The following is a 20,034-nucleotide window of genomic DNA, read 5'->3' on the forward strand; positions in this document are numbered from 1 at the left end:
TTATTTCCTGGCTCGTGGGCAGTAACACCGCATTAACGGGGGTCCGAGTCGAACGTGTTCAGTTCCCGCATAGAGTGTCTTGAGTGAGTGTCGCGCTCGGAACAACCCGCCCGCTACCGGTTCGCACCACCCCTGTCGGCGACCCCGGTGACCTGCTGGCATCCCTCCCGAAGACGGCGCCCTACGCCTGGATCAGGAACGGCGAGGGCCTGGTGGGATGGGGCCAGGCCGCCCGCGTCGCCGTGCCGCCGGGCCCCGGCCGCTTCGCCTGGGCCCGCGAGTGGCTGCGCACCGTCCTCGGCGACGCACCCGCCGACGACGCCGGGCGCGCCCCCGGCTCCGGCTCCGGCCCCGTCGCCTTCGGCAGCTTCACCTTCGACGAGGACGCCCCCGGGTCCGTGCTCGTCGTCCCCCGCGCCGTGCTCGCCCGCCGCGGCGGCCGCGCCTGGCTCACCACCGTCGGCGAGGCCCCGCTGGAGACCTTCAGCCCCATCCGCGAGCCCGGCCGCATCAGCTACGGCGACGGCAGCCTCACCGCCCCCCAATGGGAGCACGTCGTCGCCCGAGCCGCCCGCCGCATCCGCGACGGCGAGCTGGAGAAGGTCGTGCTCGCCCGCGACCTGCTCGCCACCGCCGAGCACCCCATCGACGTGCGCCTGCTGCTGACCCGGCTGGCCCGGCGCTACCCCGAGTGCTACACCTTCTCCGTCGCCGGCCTCGTCGGCGCCACCCCCGAACTGCTCATCCGCCGCACCGGCCAGGAGATCGAGTCCCTCGTCCTGGCCGGCACCACCGCCCGCGGCACCGGCCCGGCCGACGACGTCGCCCGCGGCGCCGCGCTGTTCGCCTCCCAGAAGGACCGCCACGAGCACGAGTGCGCCATCGCCTCCGTGCGCCAGACCCTCGCCCCCCTCTGCTCCTCCCTGCACACCCCCGACGAGCCCGAACTCCTCGTGCTCCCCAACGTCCAGCACCTGGCCAGCCACGTCACCGGGCGGCTGGCCGACGGCGCGTCCGTGCTCGACGTGGTGGCCGCCATGCACCCCACCGCCGCCGTCGGCGGCACCCCGACCGACACCGCCATCAAGGTCATCCGCGAGCTGGAGGGCATGGACCGCGCCGGCTACGCGGGCCCCGTCGGCTGGATCGACGCCCACGGCGACGGCGAATGGGGCATCGCCCTGCGCTCGGGGCTGATCGAGGGCAACCGCGCCCGGCTGTTCGCCGGCGGCGGCATCATGGGCAACTCCGACCCGGCCGCCGAGCTGGCCGAGGCCCAGGCCAAGTTCCGCGTCATGCAGTACGCCCTGGAGGGCTGAGCGGCCTCAGCCGGGCACGTGCACGCCCTCGCCCACCTCGACGCGGGCCCGGCCGGCCGTCAGCGCGGCCACCCACTCGCCGAACGCCGCCACCTCGTCCTCCCCCACCGCCACCGAGAACGTCACCCCGGCCGCGTAGGTCACCTCGCGCAGCGCGTAGCGGGAGGCGCGCAGGTCGTTCTCCACCCGGCCGGCCTGGTCGTGGGCCACCGAGACGCTCACCAGCCTGGCCGGGACCATCCGCACCGGCTGCACCAGGTCGAGCGTCTCGGTCACCGCTCCCCCGTAGGCGCGCACCAGCCCGCCCGCGCCCAGCAGGACGCCGCCGAAATAGCGCGTGACCACCGCGACCACGTCGTTGAACCCCCGGCCGACCAACGCCTGGACCATCGGCGTGCCCGCCGTGCCGCCGGGCTCGCCGTCGTCGTCGCCCTTCTGCAGCCGCCCGCCGATCACGTACGCGGTGCAGTTGTGGGTGGCGCCGGCGTGCTCGCGGCGGCGGGCGGCGATGAAGGCGGCGGCCTCCTCGACGGTACGGGCGGGGGCCAGCGCGCAGACGAACCGGGAGCGGCGCACCTCGGTCTCGTGCTCGACGCCGGTCGCGAGGGTGAGGTACGACTGGGACACGCCCGCCAGGCTACCGCCTTTACGTTGTAGATTTCTGAGCGGGTGCACCGGGTTGAGCGCGATGCACGGGAGGCGGCCCTTCCCTGTGCAGGACGCCCATGATCGCGGCGCCGTCCCGCGCGTACGGTGCGGCGCATGACCTATCGCGTCGCCATGGACATCGGCGGCACCTTCACCGACGTCGTCTGCTACGACGAGCGCACGGGGGCCGTCACCGCCTCGAAGGCGCCCACCACGCCGGGGGACCTGGCCGAGGGCGTGTTCGCCGCGCTCGGCCGGGTCGTGGACGACCCCGCGGACATCTCCTTCTTCGTGCACGGCACCACGCAGGGACTGAACGCCCTGCTGGAGCGCAAGGGCGCGCGGGTGCTGCTGCTGGCGAGCCGGGGCGCCGGGGACGTCTACCGGATCGCCCGCGGCAACCGCGACCGCATGTTCGACCTGCGCTACCGCAAGCCGTCGCCGCTCGTGCCGCGTCAGGACGTCATGGAGGCCGGCGGCCGTCTCGACCACCGGGGCCGCGAGCTGGAGCCCCTCGACGAGGAGGCGGTGCGGCGGGCCGCGCGGCGCGCCCGCGAGGAGGGCTTCGAAGCCGTCGCCGTGTGCCTGCTGTTCTCCTTCGCCGACCCCGCGCACGAGCTGCGCGCGGGCGAGATCCTGCGGGCCGAGCTGGGCGAGGACGTGCTCGTGGTGCTCTCGCACGAGGTCGCGCGGGAGTGGCGCGAGTACGAGCGCACCTCCTCGGCCGTGCTGGAGGCCTACACCGGGCCGGTCGTGCGCAGGTACCTGGCCAGGATCGAGCGGCGCTTCGCCGAGCGCGGCCTGTCGGTGCCGGTGCACGTGATGCAGTCGTCGGGCGGGCTGGTCAACGCCTCGTACGCGATGCGGCGGCCGTTGCAGACCCTGCTGTCGGGGCCGGTCGGCGGCACGATGGGCGGCGTCGCCGCGGCCCGCATGCTGGGCCGGGAGAACGCGATCTGCGTGGACATGGGCGGCACCTCCTTCGACGTCTCGCTCGTGGTGAACGGACGGCCCGACGTCAGCGCCGAGGCCCGCATCGAGGGCTACCCGGTGCTCATGCCCATCGTGAACCTGCACACCATCGGCGCGGGCGGCGGCTCGATCGCCTACGCCGAGGCGGGCGCGCTGCGCGTCGGCCCGGAGTCGGCCGGGGCCGTGCCGGGCCCGGCCTGCTACGGCCGGGGCGGCACCCGGCCCACCGTGACCGACGCGAACGTGGTGCTCGGCCGGGTGGACCCGGCCTGGTTCGCGGGCGGGCTGATGACGCTGGACGAGGAGGCGGCGGGCGCGGCCGTGGTCACGCTGGCGCGGGAGCTGGACCTGGACCCGCTGCGGCTGGCCGAGGGCGTGTGCGACGTGGCCAACGCCAAGATGGCCCAGGCGATCCGCACGCTGACGGTCGAGCACGGGGTGGAGCCGCGGGAGTTCGCGCTGGTCGCCTTCGGCGGCGCGGGCGCGATGCACGCCGTCTTCATCGCCCGCGAGCTGGGCATCTCCGAGGTGGTCGTGCCGCGCTTCCCGGGGGCGTTCTCGGCCTGGGGGATGCTGGAGGCGGACGTGCGGCGGGACCTGACGCACCCGTACTTCCGGCCGCAGGACACGCTCGACGGCGACGACCTGGCCGCGAACCTGGCGAGACTGGAGCGGGAGGCGCTGGAGGCGCTGGCCGGGCAGGGCGTCCCGGAGGAGCGGCGCCGGGTCGAGCACGCCGTGGACATGCGCTACGAGGGCCAGGACTACACGCTCACCGTCCCGCTGCGCGACGCCGCCGAGCCGGGCGAGCCGGGCTTCCTCGCCGCGGTCGCGGCCCGCTACGCCGAGGCCCACACCAGCCGGTACGGCCACGCCACCCCCGAGGCGCCGGTCGAGTTCGTCATGCTGCGCAGCACCGGGTTCGGCTCCTTCCCGCGCGCCGCCGCCGGGGCCGCCGAGCCGCGCGAGGAGACGTCCGGGAACGTCCGGGACGTGATCTTCGACGGGGTGGTGCACCGCACGCCCGTGTTGCGGCGGGCGGGCCTGTCCGGCTCGTTCGCCGGGCCCGCGATCGTGGTCGAGGAGACCGCGACCACGGTCATCCCGCCGGGCTGCCTGGCGGCCGTCGACGACAACGGTTTCCTCATCGTGAAGGTGGACGTCCAATGATCGACCCGATGATCGACGCGGTCACCACCGAGATCATCCGGTGTGCTCTGCTGCAGGCGGCCGAGGACATGAACACCACGCTGATCCGCAGCTCGTACACGCCGGTGATCTACGAGGCCAAAGACTGCGCGGTGGCGCTGCTCGACCGCGACCACAACGTGCTGGGGCAGTCGTCCGGCCTGCCGATCTTCCTGGGCAACCTGGAGGTGTGCACCCGCGAGACCGAGCGCATGTACGGCCGCGAGGTGTGGCAGGAGGGCGACGTGTGGGTGCTGAACGACTCCTACGTCGGCGGCACCCACCTCAACGACGTCACCGTCTACGGCCCGATCTTCGCCGGCGGCGAGCTGGCCGGGTTCGCCGCCTCCCGCGCCCACTGGCTGGACGTCGGCTCCAAGGACCCGGGCGGCTCGATGGACTCCACCTCGATCTTCCAGGAGGGCCTGCGGCTGGGCCCGGTGAAGGTGTACGCGGGCGGGCGGCCGTGCCGCGACCTGCACGAGGTGATCGCCCGCAACGTGCGCTTCCCGCACGCCACCCTCGGCGACATGCGGGCCCAGGTGAGCTGCGCGATGACCGGGCAGCGGCGGCTGCAGGAGATCGTCTCGCGCTGGGGCCTGGAGACGGTCATGGCCGCCCGGGACGAGATCTTCGCCCAGACCGAGCGCATGGAACGCCAGGCCATCGCCGCGATCCCCGACGGCGTGTACGAGGCGTCCGGCTTCCTCGACAACGACGGCGTCGACCTGGCCACGCCGCTGCCGGTGAACGTGCGCGTCACGGTGTCGGGCGAGTCGATGCACGTGGACCTGACCGACTGCGCCGACCAGGCCCGCGGGCCGGTCAACTGCGGCGCGGCGCAGGCCGTGGCGGCGGTGCGGGTGGGGTACAAGCTGCTGGTGTCGGGGGACGTGCCGCTCAACGGCGGCTCCTTCCGCCCGCTGAGCGTCGAGACCCGGCCGGGCTCGATGCTGGCCGCGCGGTCGCCGGCCGCCTGCCAGTACTACTACTCCCACCTCGGGCTGCTCATCGACCTGGTGGTCAAGGCGCTGGCCCCGGCGCTGCCGGGCAAGGCGGCGGCGGCCTCGTACGGGGACTCGATGATCGTGCAGTTCACCGGGACGGACCCGCGTACCGGGAAGTTGTACGTCTCCCAGGAGGCCACCGTCGGCGGCTGGGGGGCGTGGGAGGGCGGCGACGGCGAGTCGTGCCTGATCAACAACGTCAACGGCTCGCTGCGGGACATGCCGATCGAGGTGCTGGAGACGCTGTTCCCGGTCCGGGTGCGCCGGTACGAGGTGCGCCCGGACACCGGCGGCGCCGGTCAGTGGCGCGGCGGCAACGGCGTGGTGCGGGAGTACGAGTTCTGCGGCGACACCTCGTTGTCGTTGTGGTTCGAGCGCTCGGTCACGCCGGCGTGGGGGCTGGCCGGCGGCGCGGCGGGCGCTCCCCCGCGGGTGACGCTCAACCCGGGCACGGCGGGCGAGCGCCGGATGCTCAAGGTCAACGCCCTGCCGGTGTCGGCCGGTGACGTGCTGCGCTGCGAGTCCGGCGGAGGCGGCGGCTACGGCCCGGCCGACCGCCGCTCCCCGCAGGCGCGCGCGGCCGACCTGGCCGAGGGCATGATCACGAACTGATCCGCATCCGACCGAAAATCGCACGGATTGTTCTCCGGTCTGTGAAGATGATCGACAACGCGGGGGCACGCGAAGCCTGGGGAGGCTGTGTCCCCGTCATGACCATCTTCACGAGGGGACTCTCATGACTGCGTTACGAACGCGCCTTCTCGCGGGCTCGGCCGCGCTCGCCGCGGGCCTGGCCGCGGTCGCCGTGCTGACGCCGGCCGCGCCCGCCTCGGCCGCCCGGGTGGAGGCCGCCTGCTCCGACGCCCCCGGCGACGCCGCGGCGATCCAGGCCGCCATCGACTCCTCCAAGGACGGCGACGAGATCGTCATCAAGGGGCCGTGCCTGATCAACACCACGATCAGCCTGGCCGACCGGCGCACCTACCGGGGCGACGCCAAGGCCGGCACGGTGCTCAAGCAGGCCGACGGCGCCAACCTGCCCGCGGTGCTGGCCTCCAAGGGCTGGCTGGAGGACACCGAGTTCAGCGGCGAGAGCGTGCGCGTCGAGCGGCTGACCATCGACGGCAACCGCGACCACAACACCGGCACGGTCGGCCTGCTGCTGCGCTCGTGGAACACCCGGGTCTACGACGTGGACATCTACGGCACGCCGTCCGACGGCATCCGCATCAGCAACCCGTCCAGGAACGGCACGACGCTGCGCAACACGATGGTCAACAGCGTCATCAGCGACGTCTACATCGAGGGCGCCGCCGAGGCCGGGATCCGCGTCGTCGACCCCGGCAACTCCGTCACCGACTGGACGCTGCAGCGCTCCTGGATCGGCTTCAGCGGCACCCACGCCATCCAGAGCGACAACGCGGCCGGCTGGACGATGAGCGGCCTGCACCTGTACGCGACCCCGAAGAACGCCATCGACGCCCACCGCTGCTTCGGCACCTCGATCCAGGACAACTACATCGAGGACTTCGGCGCCGAGAGCACGACGGGCCAGACGTACTACGGCATCCGCTGCGACCTGCAGGGCGACGCCGCCACCACGATCACCGGCAACCGCGTGCACAAGTTCCTGCCGCCCCCGAACGCGCTGGCCGAGCTGCGCAAGGCCCGCCAGAGCGGTGCGGCGCCGCCCGAGCGCAAGATCGCCGCGACCGGCCCGCTCCCCGACGGCGTGGACTTCGTCTACCTGGCGCTGGACGCGGTCAACTACGGCGCGGGCCACGCCGCGATCACCGGCAACACCGTCGTCGGCCACGACACCAAGCGCGAGACCGGCATCCTGCTGGCCAAGGGCGAGGGCGAGTCGATGTCGGTCGCCTCCTCGGGCAACCTCCTCGACGGCGTCGGGAAGCGGCGCAAGGTCGGCGCGGGCGTCCACCTGAGCAGGGGTTACTGATCCGGCGACGCCGCCCCCGGCTCAGCGCAGCAGCACGTGGCAGGCCAGCTGCAGCGCCAGGCGGGTGGCGGCGTCGTCCAGGTCGAAGCCGGCGGCCTTGATGCGGTCCAGGCGGGTGGTGACCGTGTTGCGGTGCACGCCCAGGCGTTCGGCGGCCTTGAGCGCGCCGCCCTCGTCCAGCACGGCGGCCAGCGTCACCAGCAGCGTGCCGTCCTTGTCGACGGCCAGCAGCGGCTGGAGCACGACGGTCGCCGGCGCGCGCAGCACCCCCGCCGGGAGCGCGCCGAGCAGCTCGGCCGGTCCCATCCGGTCGGCGCGGGCCACCGTGCCCGCCCCGGCCACGAACGCCGCCGCCTCGGCGCCGAGCAGCGACTCCTCCACCGCCTCCAGCCCCTCCACCGCCGCGCCCACCCCGGCCGCGCACGGCCAGGGCATGCCGTGCACGCAGCGCCGCAGGTGCTCGGCGAGGTCGCCGGGCGGCTCCGGCGACCACCCGGCCCAGCCCTCGCCGCGCCGCAGCACCGGAACCTGGCCCAGCGCCGCGGTGACCAGCGCCTGCACCAGCGGCCCGTCGTCGGCCAGCGCCCCCATCGGGCGGACGTGGTAGGCGGTCAGCGTGCCGCGCACCCCCCACCCCAGCGCCACCGCCTCCGCGGGGGCTCCCTCCAGCCAGATGCCGCCGTCGCCGGCCGGTTCGTGGGCCGGCCGGCCGACCGCGAGCAGCCGCCGGGCCAGCGCCGACTGCAGCGCGAAGTCGCGCGAGGCGCGCAGGCGCTCCTGGGCCGCCCACGCCGCCAGCGGGGCCACCGCCAGGCCCAGCACGGTCCGCACCACCGCGGGCCAGCCGGGCGAGCGGGACGTGCCGGCGGCCACCAGCGTCCCGAGCGCCGGGCCCTCCTGTCCGGGCACCTCGACCTCGGCCGCCCACCGGGACCCCGGCGGCCGGGCCGGCTCGTGCTCGCCCGGCGCGCGGGCGGCGCTCTGGCGGCCGGCGACGTGCAGGCCGTACCGGTCGAGGAAGGCCACCGACGTGCCGGGCAGCTCGGCGTTGAGCACCCCGAGCACCCGCCGCGCCGAGGGGCCGGCGTCGGCCAGCCGGGTCGCGCAGCGGGCGACGAGCTGGGTGCGGGCCGCCTCCGGCCTGGAGGCCGCCGAGGCGACCCGGACGGCGACGATCAGCGGGTCCTCGTCCACGAAGATCAGGGTGACGCCGAGCCGTTCGGCCAGCACCTCGCCCGACCCCGCGCTCAGGCCGCCCGACGGCGCGATCACGCAGGCCGCCGCCTGCTCCCAGGCCCGGCGCATGGCCATCTCGACCGCCCAGCCGCCGCCGGCCGCCGCGCCGATCAGCACGACCGCCGTGTGCGGCGTCACCGCACCGAACACCGACAGGTCGTCCACGATGCGGACCTGGTGCACGGGGTTGTCGCCGCTGCCGTACATCCGGGCCCCGGCCAGCGGGCCCGCGTTGACCAGCTCCGCCACCGTGACCGGCGCCTCCCAGCCGGGCTCGCGCAGGCCGCTCACGGCGACTCCGCCCGCTGCTCGAACGGGATCCCGAACGCCCGCAGCCCGCCCAGCGCGAGCCCCGCGTCCGTGTGCCAGACCGGCGCGGCCTTGACCACCATGATCTCCACCTCCATGCCGGGCGCCGCCTTGTCGACGTCCACGACCAGGCCGTCGGCCGACGAGATCATGCAGATCTGGTCCGGCGCCATCGCCACCGGCGCCCCGTCGGCCAGGGCGAGCACGATCTCGTTGTGCGCCTCCAGCCGGACGAGCCTGCGCAGGCCGCCCGTCTCCTGCACCACGATGCTGGAGGGCAGCGAGGGCATGGCCACGTCGGCGCCGTGCCCCGTGCTGCCCTCGACGGCCAGGATGCGGCCCGCGCACAGCGTGCGCACCCCGTACGGGGCCGCCGCCGAGCGCGGTGCGCCGGTCACCCCGGCCGCCAGCAGCAGGCTGACCGTGCCCGGCACCAGCACCCGTGCCAGGTCCCGGGCCGCCATCGGGTAGCAGGCGGCCACCGCCCACCCGCCCACCGCCAGCACGACGGGACGCAGCAGCTCCTCCACCCGGCCGCCCGCGGTCTCCAGCAGCACCAGCTCCCCCGACGCCCCGGCCAGCGCCATCGGGGACGCGCTCAGCCCGCCCAGCGTGTACGTCGTCTGCTCCACCAGCGGGAACACCCGGCCCGTCCCGTCGCCGTCGACCAGCGGCACGCCCAGGGCCGCCGCGGCGACCAGCGGGATCAGCGCGTTCTCGGCCGCCAGGTTGAGCGCCGCCACGGCGCCGGCCCGCTCCCCCAGCCGCCGCTCCAGCGCCCGCACCGCCCGTACGGGCTCGTCGCCCGCGGGCAGCTGCTCGCCCAGCGCGGTCGTGGACCCGACCAGGCTGACCACCATGCACAACGTCCCCGGGTCCAGCTCGTGCGCGGCGGCCAGCTCGACGCCGTCGCCGAGCACCGACTCCGCCCAGGCGAGGGTGAGACCGTAGGACGACTCGCCCGCGCCCGTGGCGAACAGCCGCGACCCCGCCGAGAAGCGGCGCAGCTCATCGGGGCCGACGAGCCGGGTCACGGCGTCGCGCCTTCGGCCGTGACGCGCACCCGGTAGAAGCCGTCGGGCAGGTAGGACAGCGGGTTGACGGTGGTCTCGGCGATCCGGGCGAAGCCGGGCGCGGCGCCGGCGCTGACCACCCGGGTCAGGGCCTCGTCCCTGGCGTCCTGCAGCGCCCGGTCCAGCTCGGCCCGGCCGCGGGCCTGCACGATGCGCTCCACCTGGGCCTCGGGACGGGCGAGCGCCGCCCCGTAGGCCGCGGCCAGCAGGTCCTCGCCCGCCGGCTCGATCACCTGGAACGGCGCCGGGACGTCCGCCGTGGCCAGGGCGGCCCGGCCGCGGCGCAGGCTGGTCGTCCCGCCGCGGTCGCAGGCCCGCGGGTACCTGCGGAAGTAGTGCGCCGACACCAGGCCGCTGCCGGTGCGGGCGAAGAACACCGGCACCCCGGGCAGCTCCCGCGCCACCCGGTCGGCGATCCGGCCCGCCTCGGGGCCGAGCGCCGCGTTCCGGATCGCGTGCGCCTCACGTTCCCGCAGGCCGGGGCGGCCGAACTCGTACGACAGCGTGATCCTGGCCGCGGGCACCTCGGCGGCGATGATCGCGGCCACCGCCAGCTCGTGGTCGGCCAGCATCGGCGAGCCGGTCGCCGTCACCGCGAAGTCGAGCAGGCCGCAGCCGGCGGCGAAGGCGCGCACCGCGCCGGTGTCCAGCGGAGCCAGCGGGCGGCCGGTCAGGCTGTGCCCGCCGCGCACGATCGTGGCCACCCCCGGGTCGGCCACCGGCCGCAGCACCGGCGGGCACGGTCCGCCGACGCGGATCGCGGCCACCGGCGCGCGCGGCATCCCGTCGAGGTCGACCGCCACGCAGGCGCGTACGGCCTGCGACGGCGGCGCGCCGTCGCCGACGGCCACCACCGCCGGCGACGGCCCGTCCAGCGCGACGCCGAGGATCACTCCAGCTCGCGCCCTTCGGTCTCGGGCAGCGGCATGGCCAGCAGCGCCGTGGCCACCATGAACGCGTTGATCACCAGCATCGTCGCGGTGAAGCCGGTGGCGTGGGCCAGCAGCGCGCCCACGGCCGACGGCGCGACCGTGGTGGCCACGAGCTGGGAGGCCGTGGCCCAGGAGTAGCCGGTGCCGCGCAGGGCGGTCGGGTAGAACTCGCCGTTCCAGGTGTTCCAGACGCCCCACGCGCCCAGGCTGAAGAACGACAGGACGAAGTTGCCCAGGTACAGGCCGGTCAGGCTGCTCGCGGTGGCGAACCACAGGCCGCCCAGCACCGCGGCGACCACGTAGAACAGGAAGACCTTCTTGCGGCCGAACCGGCCGGTCAGCAGGGACGCGCTCACGTACCCGGGGATCATCATCAGCGCGCTGAGCGCGGCGAAGCCGAGCGAGGCCGACAGCGACAGGCCCTTGGCCTGCAGCAGCGTCGGCAGCCAGGTCTGCAGCCCCCAGTAGCCCCAGTTGAAGACGAAGTTGAGCAGCAGCATGAGCACGGTGATCCGGGCCAGCCGGCCGCGGAACAGGTCCATGGGGTTGCCCGCGCGCTCGCTCGCCACAGTCCCGGCGACTGTGAACGTGGCCTCGGCGTCGGGGCTGCCCAGGAGACGGAGCACGGCCCGCGCCTCCTCCTGCCGCCCGCGAGCGGCCAGCCAGTACGGCGACTCGGGCACCCACGCCCTGATCGCGAACGCCCACAGCCCGGCCGCCGCGCTGGCGATGACCACGACGTGCCAGCCGAGCCCGCCGAGCGTCACCGAGGCGGCGATGGCCGCCAGCATGCCGATGGGCCAGCCGATCGACAGGTAGACCGCGGCCCGGCCCCGGTGCCTGGTCGGCAGCAGTTCCAGGAAGAGCGGGAAGGTGATCGTGTAGACCCCGGCCAGCGCGAGCCCGGAGCAGACGCGGAGCGCGACCAGGGTCTCCATGTTCGGCGCGAACGCCGAGGCGAGCGCGATCACGCCGTAGGCCAGCAGCGACCAGAACGCGGTCGGCCGGCGTCCGACGCGGTCGGCGAGCGGCCCCCAGACCAGCACGCCGGGGATCATGCCGAAGGCCACCGCCGACAGCACGACGCCGATCCCGGCCTCGTCGATGCCGAACGCCGGCCCGAGGTCGCCGGAGACGTAGACCAGGGCCAGCTGCTCCCAGGACTCGATGACGAAGGCGATGAACAGGGCGAGCGCGATGAGCACGTGCCGGCGGGAGAACGGCATCCGGTCGAACGCCGCCCCGATGGGGAGCGTCGGTGCGTCGGTGGCGGTCATGCAAGCTCCTCGGAGGGGGGCGCGAAGTATTGCCGCACCATAGGGCCGTCCCCCTTCCGCCTCGGTGTGCGCGACGCCCGGCCGGGGCCGGCCCGGCTGTGCGCGGCGCACTGCCGGGGTCGCTTGCCGGAATCATGCCGCTGTCGCTGCCGGGGCACTGCCGCTGTCACCGCCGGTGCCGTCGCGCGGCGTGCCCGCGTCCGGTCACGTCGTCAGGGCGTGTCCGCGCGCACGTCGTCGGTGTGCGGCCTGGTGCACGAGCTGAGCGTGTTCTCGTGCACGTGCACGATCTTCCACTCGCCGTCCACCAGCCGCAGCACGCTCGTCGTCCGGACGAGTTCGGGGTCGCCCTGCTCGAAATCCACCTGCAGCAGGTACCTGGCCAGGGCGGTGTCGCCCCACACGTCCACGATCTCGTCGATGGGCCGGACGGAGGTCTCCGCCGGGCCGTCCGACGGCCGCGCGTCGCGCACTCTGTCGAGCTGCCGCCTGCTGGTGATCAGGCCGGGCTCGGCGGAGTCCCAGATCGTGGCCTCCGGGTGGAGGAGCCGGTCGATGCCCTGCCTGTCGCCTCGCGCGTAGGCGTCGTACATGCCGGTAATAACGGCCCAGACAGCGTCGCGTGCCACGCTTCCGTACTCCTTTGGCTTGGTGGAGAAATATCGTTCTTTCTCACCGTATGGGCAGCGTGGAACGCAGGCGTCTTTACCTTGTAGATCAGGGGTTCAGCCACTCGCGCAGTTTGCCGACCGCCAGGCTCATGGCGGCCTTGTTGGCGTTGGTGTCGCGCAGCAGGTCCACCATGGCGAAGTCGTGCACCATCCCCGCCAGCTCGACCGCCGTGACGTCGTTGCCCGCCTCCCGCAGCCGGGCCGCGTACGCCTCGCCCTCGTCCCGCAGCACGTCGGCCTGGCCGTTCAGCACCAGGGCCGGCGGCAGGCCGCGCAGCTCCTGGTCGCTCGCGCGCAGCGGCGAGGCGTGGCTCTCCGCGCGCTGCGCCGGATCTGTCGTGTACTGGTCCCAGAACCACTTCATACCGTCCCGGTTGAGGTAGTAGCCCGTGGCGAACTGCTTGTAGGACTCGGTGTCGAAGTTCGCGTCCGTGACGGGGTAGAACAACACCTGGCCGAGCAGCCGCACGTCACCGCGCTCCTTGGCCATGAGCGTGAGCACGATCGACATGTTGCCGCCCACCGAGTCCCCGGCCACGGCCATGCGGGAGGGGTCCAGGCCCTTCTCCGCGCCGTGCTCGGCCACCCACTGGGCGGCGGCGTAGTTCTGCTCGATCTGCGTGGGGTACTTCGCCTCGGGCGCGCGGTCGTACTCGGGGAAGACGACGGCGGCGCCGGTGCGCACGGCCAGCTCGCGCACGAGCCGGTCGTGCGTGTGCGCCGAGCCGAACACCCAGCCCGCGCCGTGGATGTAGAAGATGACCGGCAGCGTGCCCGTGGCCCCCTTGGGCTTGACGATGCGCACCGGGACGATGCCCGTCGGGCCGCCCTGCACCTGGATCCACTCCTCGTCGATCTCCGGCTTGGGCACGCCCGGGTCGGACTGCAGCTTCTCCAGGACCTCGCGGCCCTGCTCGGGCGGCAGCTCGTAGATGAAGGGGCGCTTGGCGTTGGCGTCGGCGAACTCCTGCGCCGCCTTCTCCAGCACGATCTGCTTGCTGATCATCGTCGTCACGGTGGCCGTCCCCGGTCGTCAGTGTGGTCCACCCCGGTTCCTGCCTTGGCCTGCCTCGATCCGATCGCCCGGTTGCGTCAAATTCCCATCAAGCGGCGCTCATTCGCGCCGGAGCTCGTGGTCCAGCTCCGCCAGCTCCGCGCCGCCGGCCATCAGCGCGGTCAGCTCGTCCTTGCCGATGTCGGACTTGGCGTACTCCCCCATGCCGGTCCCGCGGTTGAGCAGCAGGAACCGGTCGCCGACCGGGTAGGCGTGGTGCGGGTTGTGGGTGATGAACACCACGCCGAGCCCCCGGTCGCGGGCGCGGGCGATGTAGCGCAGCACCACGCCCGCCTGCTTGACGCCCAGCGCCGAGGTGGGCTCGTCCAGGATGAGGACGCGCGCGCCGAAGTGCACGGCCCTGGCGATGGCGACCGACTGCCGCTCGCCGCCGGACAGCGTGCCGACGGGCTGGTCGACGTCCCGGATGTCGATGCCCATGGCGCGCAGCTCCTCCGCCGCCGTCCGCCGGGCCCCGGCCACGTCGAAGGCGATCCCCTTGCGGGGTTCGGAGCCGAGGAAGAAGTTCCGCCAGACCGACATGAGCGGGATCATCGCCAGGTCCTGGTAGACGGTGGCGATGCCGCGGTCGAGCGCCTCGCGCGGGCTGGAGAAGCGCACCTCGGCGCCGTCCACCAGGTAGGTCCCCGTGTCGTGCTGGTGCACCCCGGCCAGGATCTTGATGAGGGTGGACTTCCCGGCGCCGTTGTCGCCGAGCACGCAGGTGACCGAGCCCGCCTCCACGCCCATCGATACCCCGCGCAGGGCCAGCACCGAGCCGAACGTCTTGCCGATGTCGCGGGTCTGCAGAATCAATGCCGCACCTCCTCGGCGTAGCGCCGGACCATCCGGTTGGCCAGCGTGGCGAGCAGCAGCATGGCCCCGAGGAAGAACTTGAACCAGTCGGCGTCCCAGCCCAGGAACACGATGCCCTTGTCGGCCATGCCGAAGATCACCGCGCCGATGGAGGCGCCGACGGCGGAGCCGTACCCGCCGGTCAGCAGGCAGCCGCCGATGACGGCCGCGATGATGTAGATGAACTCCTGCCCGATGCCGATGTTGGCCTGGACGGAGGTGTAGCGCAGCGCCAGGATCGAGCCGACCAGCCAGGCGGCCACCGCCGTGGTCATGAACAACGCGATCTTCGTCCGGGCCGCCGGCACCCCGACCGCCCGCGCGGCCTGCTCGTCGCCGCCCACGGCGAAGATCCAGTTGCCCGGCCTGGAGCGCATGAGCACCCACGTGGCCAGCGCGGTGATCGCGATCCACCACAGGATCGCCACCCGGAACGACGTGCCGCCGATCTGGATCGTGCCCGCGAGCAGCGCGCTGGCGCCGTCGAACCCGGCCGCCCGGCGCAGCCCGCCGACCTGGACGGTCCCGGTGATGGCCTTGGTGACGCCGAGGTTGACGCCCTGCAGCATGAGGAACGTGCCCAGCGTGACGATGAAGCTGGGCAGCTTCGTCCGGGTCACCACCAGGCCGTTGGCGAACCCCACGGCGAGCGCCACGACCAGCCCGGCCAGCATCGCCGGCCACACCCCGAACCCGTAACGGGTGGCCAGCGTGACCAGGATCAGCCCGCTGGTGCCGGTCAGCACGCCCGCCGACAGGTCGAACTCGCCGCCGATCATGAGCAGCGCCACCGCGACCGCCATGATCCCGAGCGTGGCGGCCGGGTCGAGCCAGTTGGCGATCCCGGCCGGCGAGCGGAACACCTCCGACTGCGCGGCGAAGAACGCGAACACCACGACCAGCCCCACCACGGCGCCGAGCTCCGGCCGGACGATCAGGCGGCGGGCCAGGCCGACCCGGGCGACCCGCTCGTCGGCCCGCGCGGGGGCGGCCGTCATCGGCGCCCCTCCCCGCCTTCATGCCGGCGGCCGCTCATCGGGTGCCCGCCTCGGCCAGCTTGGCCACCTGCTCGGCGTTGTCCTTGGTGACGAACCCGGGCCCGGTGTTGACCGGCAGCCCGCCGCCGACGGTGTTGAGGTTGTCCTTGTACAGCTTCAGGAACGTGATCGGCAGGTAGCCCTGCAGGTACTGCTGCTGGTCGACGGCGAACAGGATCTCGCCGTCCTTGATCGCGGTGACCACGTCGCCCGACAGGTCGAAGGTGGCGAGTCTCGCCTGCGAGCCCGAGTCCTTGATCGCGTCCCTGGCCGCGACGGCGACCGCCGGGTTGAGCGCGAGCACGCCGTTGACCTGCTTGTCCGACTGCAGCTTGGCGGTGACCTTGGAGGTCACGTCGGCCAGGTTGGCGACGTCCACCTGCAGGCGCTCGACCGTGCCGCCCAGGGTCTGCTCGGCGCCCTTGCAGCGCTGGTCGAGGCCGACGTTGCCGGCCTCGTGCACGACGCACAGCAGCTTGGTGACGCCCGCGGCCCTGAGCTGCTCGCCCGCGCCGCGGCCGGCCACGTCCTCGGACTGGCCGACGTGGGTGAGGGCGCCGAACGCCTTGGAGGAGTCGGCCCCGGAGTTGATGGTGACGACCGGGATCTTCGCCGCGACGGCCTTGCCGACGGCCTCCTTGAGCGCGTCGGGGTTGGCCATGGAGACGACGAGGCCGTCCACCTTCTCCGCGACGGCCTGGTCGATGAGCTGCGACTGCTTGGCGGGGTCGCCGTCGCCCTGGTAGGTGACCTTGACGCCGTACTGCTTGCCGGCGGCCTCGGCGCCGTTCTTGACGACGTCCCAGAAGGCGTCCCCGGCGCCGCCGTGGGTGATGACGGCGAAGCGGCCGCCGCCGCCCGCCGGGGCGGCGGCCGAGCCTGGGGCGGCGCTCTGCGCGCCCTGCTCGCCGGAGGAGGAACAGCTGGTCAGGGCGAGTACGCCGGCCAGCGCCAGCACGATCGGGGTACGTCTCATCGAATACCTCCAAGACCAACGGGCTAGCCTGGTTCTACCGCAATGTGATCTCTTTGTATAGACATACGGACCAGCGCCTCGATCACTCTCGGAAGTAGAACGGAATCTTTCGTTCCCGTATGCTGGAGGCATGACCAGCGCACCCATGAGCGGCCGCAAGGCGCAGGCGGCCCGCAACGACGAGTTGATCCTCCAGGCGGCCAGGGCGGTCTTCACCGCCGATCCGGGCGCGCCCATCGCGGCCGTGGCCGAGAAGGCGGGTGTCGGGATCAGCGCGCTCTACCGCCGGTACCCCAGCAAGGAGGCGTTGCTGCAGAAGTTGTGCGGCGACGGGCTGAAGCTCTACGCCGCCGTGGCCCAGCGGGCGATGGACGACGAGGGCGACCCCTGGGAGGCGTTCGCCTCCTACCTGCGCGGCATCGTGGACGCCGACACCAACTCCCTGACGATCAAGCTGGCCGGCACCTTCCAGCCGACGGAGGAGCTCTACCACGACGCCGTCCACGCCGGAGACCTGGCCACCCGGCTGCACCGCCGGGCGGTCGAGGCGGGCGTGCTGCGGGCCGACGTCACGGTGGCCGACATCGCGCTGCTGTTCGAGCAGATCGCCTCGATCAAGCTGGGCGACGAGGAGCGCACCTCCCAGCTCCGCCACCGCTACCTGACGCTGATGATGGACTCGCTGCGGGTGCCGCCCGCCCACCGCGACCTGCCCGGCCCGGCCCCGGCGGACGAGGAGCTGCAGGTCCGCTGGTACCCCTCCCGTTAACCGGGTCCGGGCCGGTCGGCGGGGGCGAGCCGGCGGGCCAGGTCCAGCACGCGGCGGGCCCTGGCCAGGACCGGGGCGTCCACGAAGCGGCCGTCGGGCAGGGCGACCGCCCCCGCGCCGGCGCCCGTGCCCGCCCGCTCGGCCGCCTCGACGATCTCGGCGGCCCTGGCCGTCTCCTCCTCGGTGGGGCGGAAGGCCCGCCGGATGGCCGGGAGCTGTGCGGGGTGGATGGCGGTCCTGCCGAACAGGCCGAGCGCGCGGCCGGCCCGGCAGGAGGCGAGGAGCCCGTCCTCGTCCTTGATGTCGGGGTAGACCGACATGGGCACCGGCGGCAGGCCCGCCGCCGCGGCGGCCAGGACGACCTGCAGCCTGAGCTGGTTCATGGCGGTCTCGTCGGTGAGGGACAGCTCGGCGGCCAGATCCTGCTCGCCCAGCGCCACGCCCGCCACCCGCGGGTGCGCGGCCACGGCGCGGGCCTCGACGATCCCGGCCGCCGACTCCAGCAGCGCGTACAGGGGGGCCGTGCCGGGCAGGGCGTCCAGCGCGGCGGCCGACTCGACCTTGGGCAGCCGTACGGCGTCGGCCAGCTCGCCCACGGCCGCCAGGTCCGCCAGGCCGCGCGCGGTCGTCACGTCGTTCACCCGGACGTGGATCGCCGGCCCGGCCTGCCTGGGCCCGCGCAGGTAGGCGACGGCGTGGGCGCGGGCGGCGTCCTTGGCGGCGGGCGCGACCGCGTCCTCCAGGTCGACGATGACGACGTCGGCGCCCGAGGCGGCGGCCTTGGCGAAGCGCTCAGGGCGGTCGCCGGGCACGTACAGCCAGGTGACGGGGGCGTTCACGCGATCACCCCGGCCGCGCGCAGGGCCGCGACGGTCTCGGCCGGGTAGTCCAGCTCGCCGAGCACCTCGTCGGTGTCGTGGCCGAGCGGGCGGCCCGGCCAGCGGATCTCGCCGGGCGTCTCCGACAGGCGGAACAGCACGTTCTGCAGGGTGACCGTGCCGAGCTCCTCGTCCGGCAGCTCGACGAACGTGCCGAGCGCGGCGTACTGCGGGTCGGTCGCCAGGTCGGTGACGTCGTAGATGGGGGCGACGGCGGCCTGGGCCTCCTCGAAGCGGGCGATCACCTCGTCGGCGTCGCGGGCGGCGATCCAGGTGGCGACCGCCTCGTCCAGCTCGTCCACGTGCTGGACGCGGCCGTGACCGCTGGCGAACCACGGCTGCTCGACCAGGTCGGGCCGCCCGACCAGCGTGACGACCCGCTCGGCGATCGGCTGGGCGCTGGTGGAGATCGCCACCCAGCGGCCGTCGCGGGTGCGGTAGGTGTTGCGCGGGGCGTTGCTGCTGGACCGGTTGCCGGTGCGCCGCGGCACCACCCCGAGCGCCTTGTACGCGGTCATCTGCGGCCCGAGCAGGCCCAGGATCGGCTCGATGATGGCCAGGTCGATCACCTGGCCGCGGCCGGTCGCCGCGCGGGCGTGCAGCGCCACCATGATCGCGTACGACATGGCCAGACCGGCGATGCCGTCGGCCAGGGCCAGCGGCGGCAGGGTCGGGGGGCCGTCCGGCTCGCCGGTCATGGCCGCGAACCCGCTCATGGCCTCGGCCAGCGTGCCGAACCCCGGCCGCCCGGCCATCGGACCGATCTGCCCGAACCCGGTCATCCGGGCCACGATCAGCCGCGGGTTGGCCTTGAGCAGGTCCTCGGGCGCGAGGTTCCAGCGTTCCAGGGTGCCGGGACGGAAGTTCTCGATCAGCACGTCGGAGCGCTCGGCCAGGCGGCGCAGGATCTCCTGGCCCTCGGCGCGGGACAGGTCGACGGCGGCGGTGCGCTTGTTGCGGGACAACGACTTCCACCACAGGCCGACGCCGTCCACCGAGGCGCCGTGGCCGCGCGAGGGGTCGCCGCGGCGCGGGTGCTCGATCTTGATCACGTCGGCGCCGAAGTCGCCGAGCATCATCGCGGCGGAGGGACCGGCGAACAGCGTCGCCGCGTCGATGACCCGCAGGTCGGCGAGACTTGTCATAGTTTGTAAGTTATAAGAAATAAGTAATAGCCGCGACCGGCCGTGCGAGAGACTGGAGACATGACAGCGAGCGAGCCCACGCCGCCCATGAGCAAGGCCGACTACGTCTACAGCGTGCTGCTGGACGAGATCCGCGGCGGCCGCATCCCGGGCGGCACCGCCCTGCGCGCCGGGGCCGTCGCCCGGCGGCTCGGCGTCTCGGTCACCCCCGTGCGCGAGGCGCTGCGGCGGCTGGAGAAGGACCGGCTGATCAGCTACGAGGCCCACCACGGCGCGACCGTCATCGACCTCGGCGACGACGCCCTGGCCGAGTACTACGGGCTGCGCGCGGTCGTCGAGGGCCTGGGCGCGCGGCTGGCCGCCGCCCGGATCACCGCCGGCGACCTGGCCGGGCTGCGCGACCTGCACCGCGAGATGGCCGCCGACGCCGAGCAGGGCAGGCACGACCGGCTGGCCGAGCAGAGCAGCCGCTTCCACCTGCGCATCGTCGACATCGGCGGCCCGGCCTTCCTCGGCGCCCACGCCAGGTCGGTGCGCAACGGCGTCCCGGTGCCCGCCGAGGCGTCGCTGTGGCTCGACCCGGAGCAGGTCGGGCGGCAGCTCCAGGCGCACGAGCGGCTGCTGGCCGCCCTGGAGGCGGGCGACGCCGACGCCGCGGAACGCGTCATGATCGACCACATCCGGCAGGCGGGCGAGTACCGCAAGCACCACTGATGACAAACATCATCGTT

The 20,034-nt window shown here is 73.8% G+C and carries 18 protein-coding genes; 6 read left to right on the top strand and 12 right to left on the bottom strand.

Annotation, left to right across the window (positions count from 1 at the left end; genetic code table 11):
- Positions 1 to 83 precede the first annotated feature (83 nt).
- Entirely contained in the window at positions 84 to 1,319 is a 1,236-nt protein-coding gene (locus tag AB0J76_RS41020) for an isochorismate synthase (protein WP_352329030.1), read from the top strand.
- Between the two features lie 6 nt (positions 1,320 to 1,325).
- Here AB0J76_RS41020 and AB0J76_RS41025 read toward each other — a convergent pair whose 3' ends face one another.
- Positions 1,326 to 1,946 (bottom strand): YigZ family protein, encoded by a 621-nt coding sequence (locus tag AB0J76_RS41025; protein ID WP_352329031.1) that lies wholly within the window; start codon positions 1,944 to 1,946, stop codon positions 1,326 to 1,328.
- Positions 1,947 to 2,081: 135 nt separating this feature from the next.
- Here AB0J76_RS41025 and AB0J76_RS41030 point away from each other — a divergent pair, with 135 nt between their 5' ends.
- From AB0J76_RS41030 to AB0J76_RS41040, 3 genes are all read left to right on the top strand, one after another.
- Complete coding sequence (locus AB0J76_RS41030) at positions 2,082 to 4,109, top strand: hydantoinase/oxoprolinase family protein (protein WP_352329033.1); 2,028 nt, start codon at positions 2,082 to 2,084, stop codon at positions 4,107 to 4,109.
- On the top strand, positions 4,106 to 5,746 hold the full coding sequence (locus tag AB0J76_RS41035) for a hydantoinase B/oxoprolinase family protein (protein WP_364392845.1): 1,641 nt from the start codon (positions 4,106 to 4,108) through the stop codon (positions 5,744 to 5,746). The genes AB0J76_RS41030 and AB0J76_RS41035 overlap by 4 nt, the downstream gene beginning before the upstream one ends.
- Positions 5,747 to 5,870: 124 nt before the next feature.
- Positions 5,871 to 7,091 carry a hypothetical protein gene (locus AB0J76_RS41040; RefSeq protein ID WP_352329783.1) on the top strand — a complete coding sequence of 407 codons (1,221 nt, stop codon included), beginning with the start codon at positions 5,871 to 5,873 and terminating at the stop codon, positions 7,089 to 7,091.
- Between the two features lie 21 nt (positions 7,092 to 7,112).
- On the opposite strand, the gene AB0J76_RS41045 is transcribed toward AB0J76_RS41040, so the two are convergent.
- The 9 genes from AB0J76_RS41045 to AB0J76_RS41085 form a co-directional block, all read right to left on the bottom strand.
- Positions 7,113 to 8,618 (bottom strand): helix-turn-helix domain-containing protein, encoded by a 1,506-nt coding sequence (locus AB0J76_RS41045; RefSeq protein WP_352329781.1) that lies wholly within the window; start codon positions 8,616 to 8,618, stop codon positions 7,113 to 7,115.
- Entirely contained in the window at positions 8,615 to 9,670 is a 1,056-nt protein-coding gene (locus AB0J76_RS41050; protein ID WP_352329779.1) for a DUF917 domain-containing protein, read from the bottom strand. Before AB0J76_RS41050 ends, AB0J76_RS41045 begins: the two co-directional genes overlap by 4 nt.
- Entirely contained in the window at positions 9,667 to 10,602 is a 936-nt protein-coding gene (locus AB0J76_RS41055; RefSeq protein ID WP_364392849.1) for a hypothetical protein, read from the bottom strand. Before AB0J76_RS41055 ends, AB0J76_RS41050 begins: the two co-directional genes overlap by 4 nt.
- Positions 10,599 to 11,918 carry an MFS transporter gene (locus tag AB0J76_RS41060; protein WP_364392852.1) on the bottom strand — a complete coding sequence of 440 codons (1,320 nt, stop codon included), beginning with the start codon at positions 11,916 to 11,918 and terminating at the stop codon, positions 10,599 to 10,601. The genes AB0J76_RS41055 and AB0J76_RS41060 overlap by 4 nt, the downstream gene beginning before the upstream one ends.
- Positions 11,919 to 12,130: 212 nt before the next feature.
- Positions 12,131 to 12,547 carry a nuclear transport factor 2 family protein gene (locus AB0J76_RS41065; RefSeq protein WP_352324761.1) on the bottom strand — a complete coding sequence of 139 codons (417 nt, stop codon included), beginning with the start codon at positions 12,545 to 12,547 and terminating at the stop codon, positions 12,131 to 12,133.
- Positions 12,548 to 12,635: 88 nt separating this feature from the next.
- Entirely contained in the window at positions 12,636 to 13,595 is a 960-nt protein-coding gene (locus tag AB0J76_RS41070; RefSeq protein ID WP_352324760.1) for an alpha/beta hydrolase, read from the bottom strand.
- Positions 13,596 to 13,703: 108 nt separating this feature from the next.
- Complete coding sequence (locus AB0J76_RS41075; RefSeq protein ID WP_352324759.1) at positions 13,704 to 14,459, bottom strand: ATP-binding cassette domain-containing protein; 756 nt, start codon at positions 14,457 to 14,459, stop codon at positions 13,704 to 13,706.
- Entirely contained in the window at positions 14,456 to 15,496 is a 1,041-nt protein-coding gene (locus AB0J76_RS41080; RefSeq protein ID WP_352324758.1) for an ABC transporter permease, read from the bottom strand. Before AB0J76_RS41080 ends, AB0J76_RS41075 begins: the two co-directional genes overlap by 4 nt.
- Before the next feature lie 34 nt (positions 15,497 to 15,530).
- Entirely contained in the window at positions 15,531 to 16,511 is a 981-nt protein-coding gene (locus AB0J76_RS41085; protein ID WP_352324757.1) for a sugar ABC transporter substrate-binding protein, read from the bottom strand.
- 130 nt (positions 16,512 to 16,641) lie between these two features.
- On the opposite strand from AB0J76_RS41085, the gene AB0J76_RS41090 reads away from it, so the two are divergent.
- Complete coding sequence (locus tag AB0J76_RS41090) at positions 16,642 to 17,280, top strand: TetR/AcrR family transcriptional regulator (protein WP_352324756.1); 639 nt, start codon at positions 16,642 to 16,644, stop codon at positions 17,278 to 17,280.
- On the opposite strand, the gene AB0J76_RS41095 is transcribed toward AB0J76_RS41090, so the two are convergent.
- Both AB0J76_RS41095 and AB0J76_RS41100 read right to left on the bottom strand, forming a co-directional pair.
- Complete coding sequence (locus AB0J76_RS41095) at positions 17,277 to 18,119, bottom strand: aldolase/citrate lyase family protein (protein ID WP_352324755.1); 843 nt, start codon at positions 18,117 to 18,119, stop codon at positions 17,277 to 17,279. The genes AB0J76_RS41090 and AB0J76_RS41095 overlap by 4 nt on opposite strands.
- Entirely contained in the window at positions 18,116 to 19,303 is a 1,188-nt protein-coding gene (locus AB0J76_RS41100; protein ID WP_352324754.1) for a CoA transferase, read from the bottom strand. The genes AB0J76_RS41095 and AB0J76_RS41100 overlap by 4 nt, the downstream gene beginning before the upstream one ends.
- Positions 19,304 to 19,363: 60 nt before the next feature.
- On the opposite strand from AB0J76_RS41100, the gene AB0J76_RS41105 reads away from it, so the two are divergent.
- On the top strand, positions 19,364 to 20,017 hold the full coding sequence (locus AB0J76_RS41105; RefSeq protein ID WP_352324753.1) for a GntR family transcriptional regulator: 654 nt from the start codon (positions 19,364 to 19,366) through the stop codon (positions 20,015 to 20,017).
- Positions 20,018 to 20,034 lie beyond the last annotated feature (17 nt).

The organism is Nonomuraea sp. NPDC049624 (assembly GCF_040675255.1).
Lineage (GTDB): Bacteria > Actinomycetota > Actinomycetes > Streptosporangiales > Streptosporangiaceae > Nonomuraea.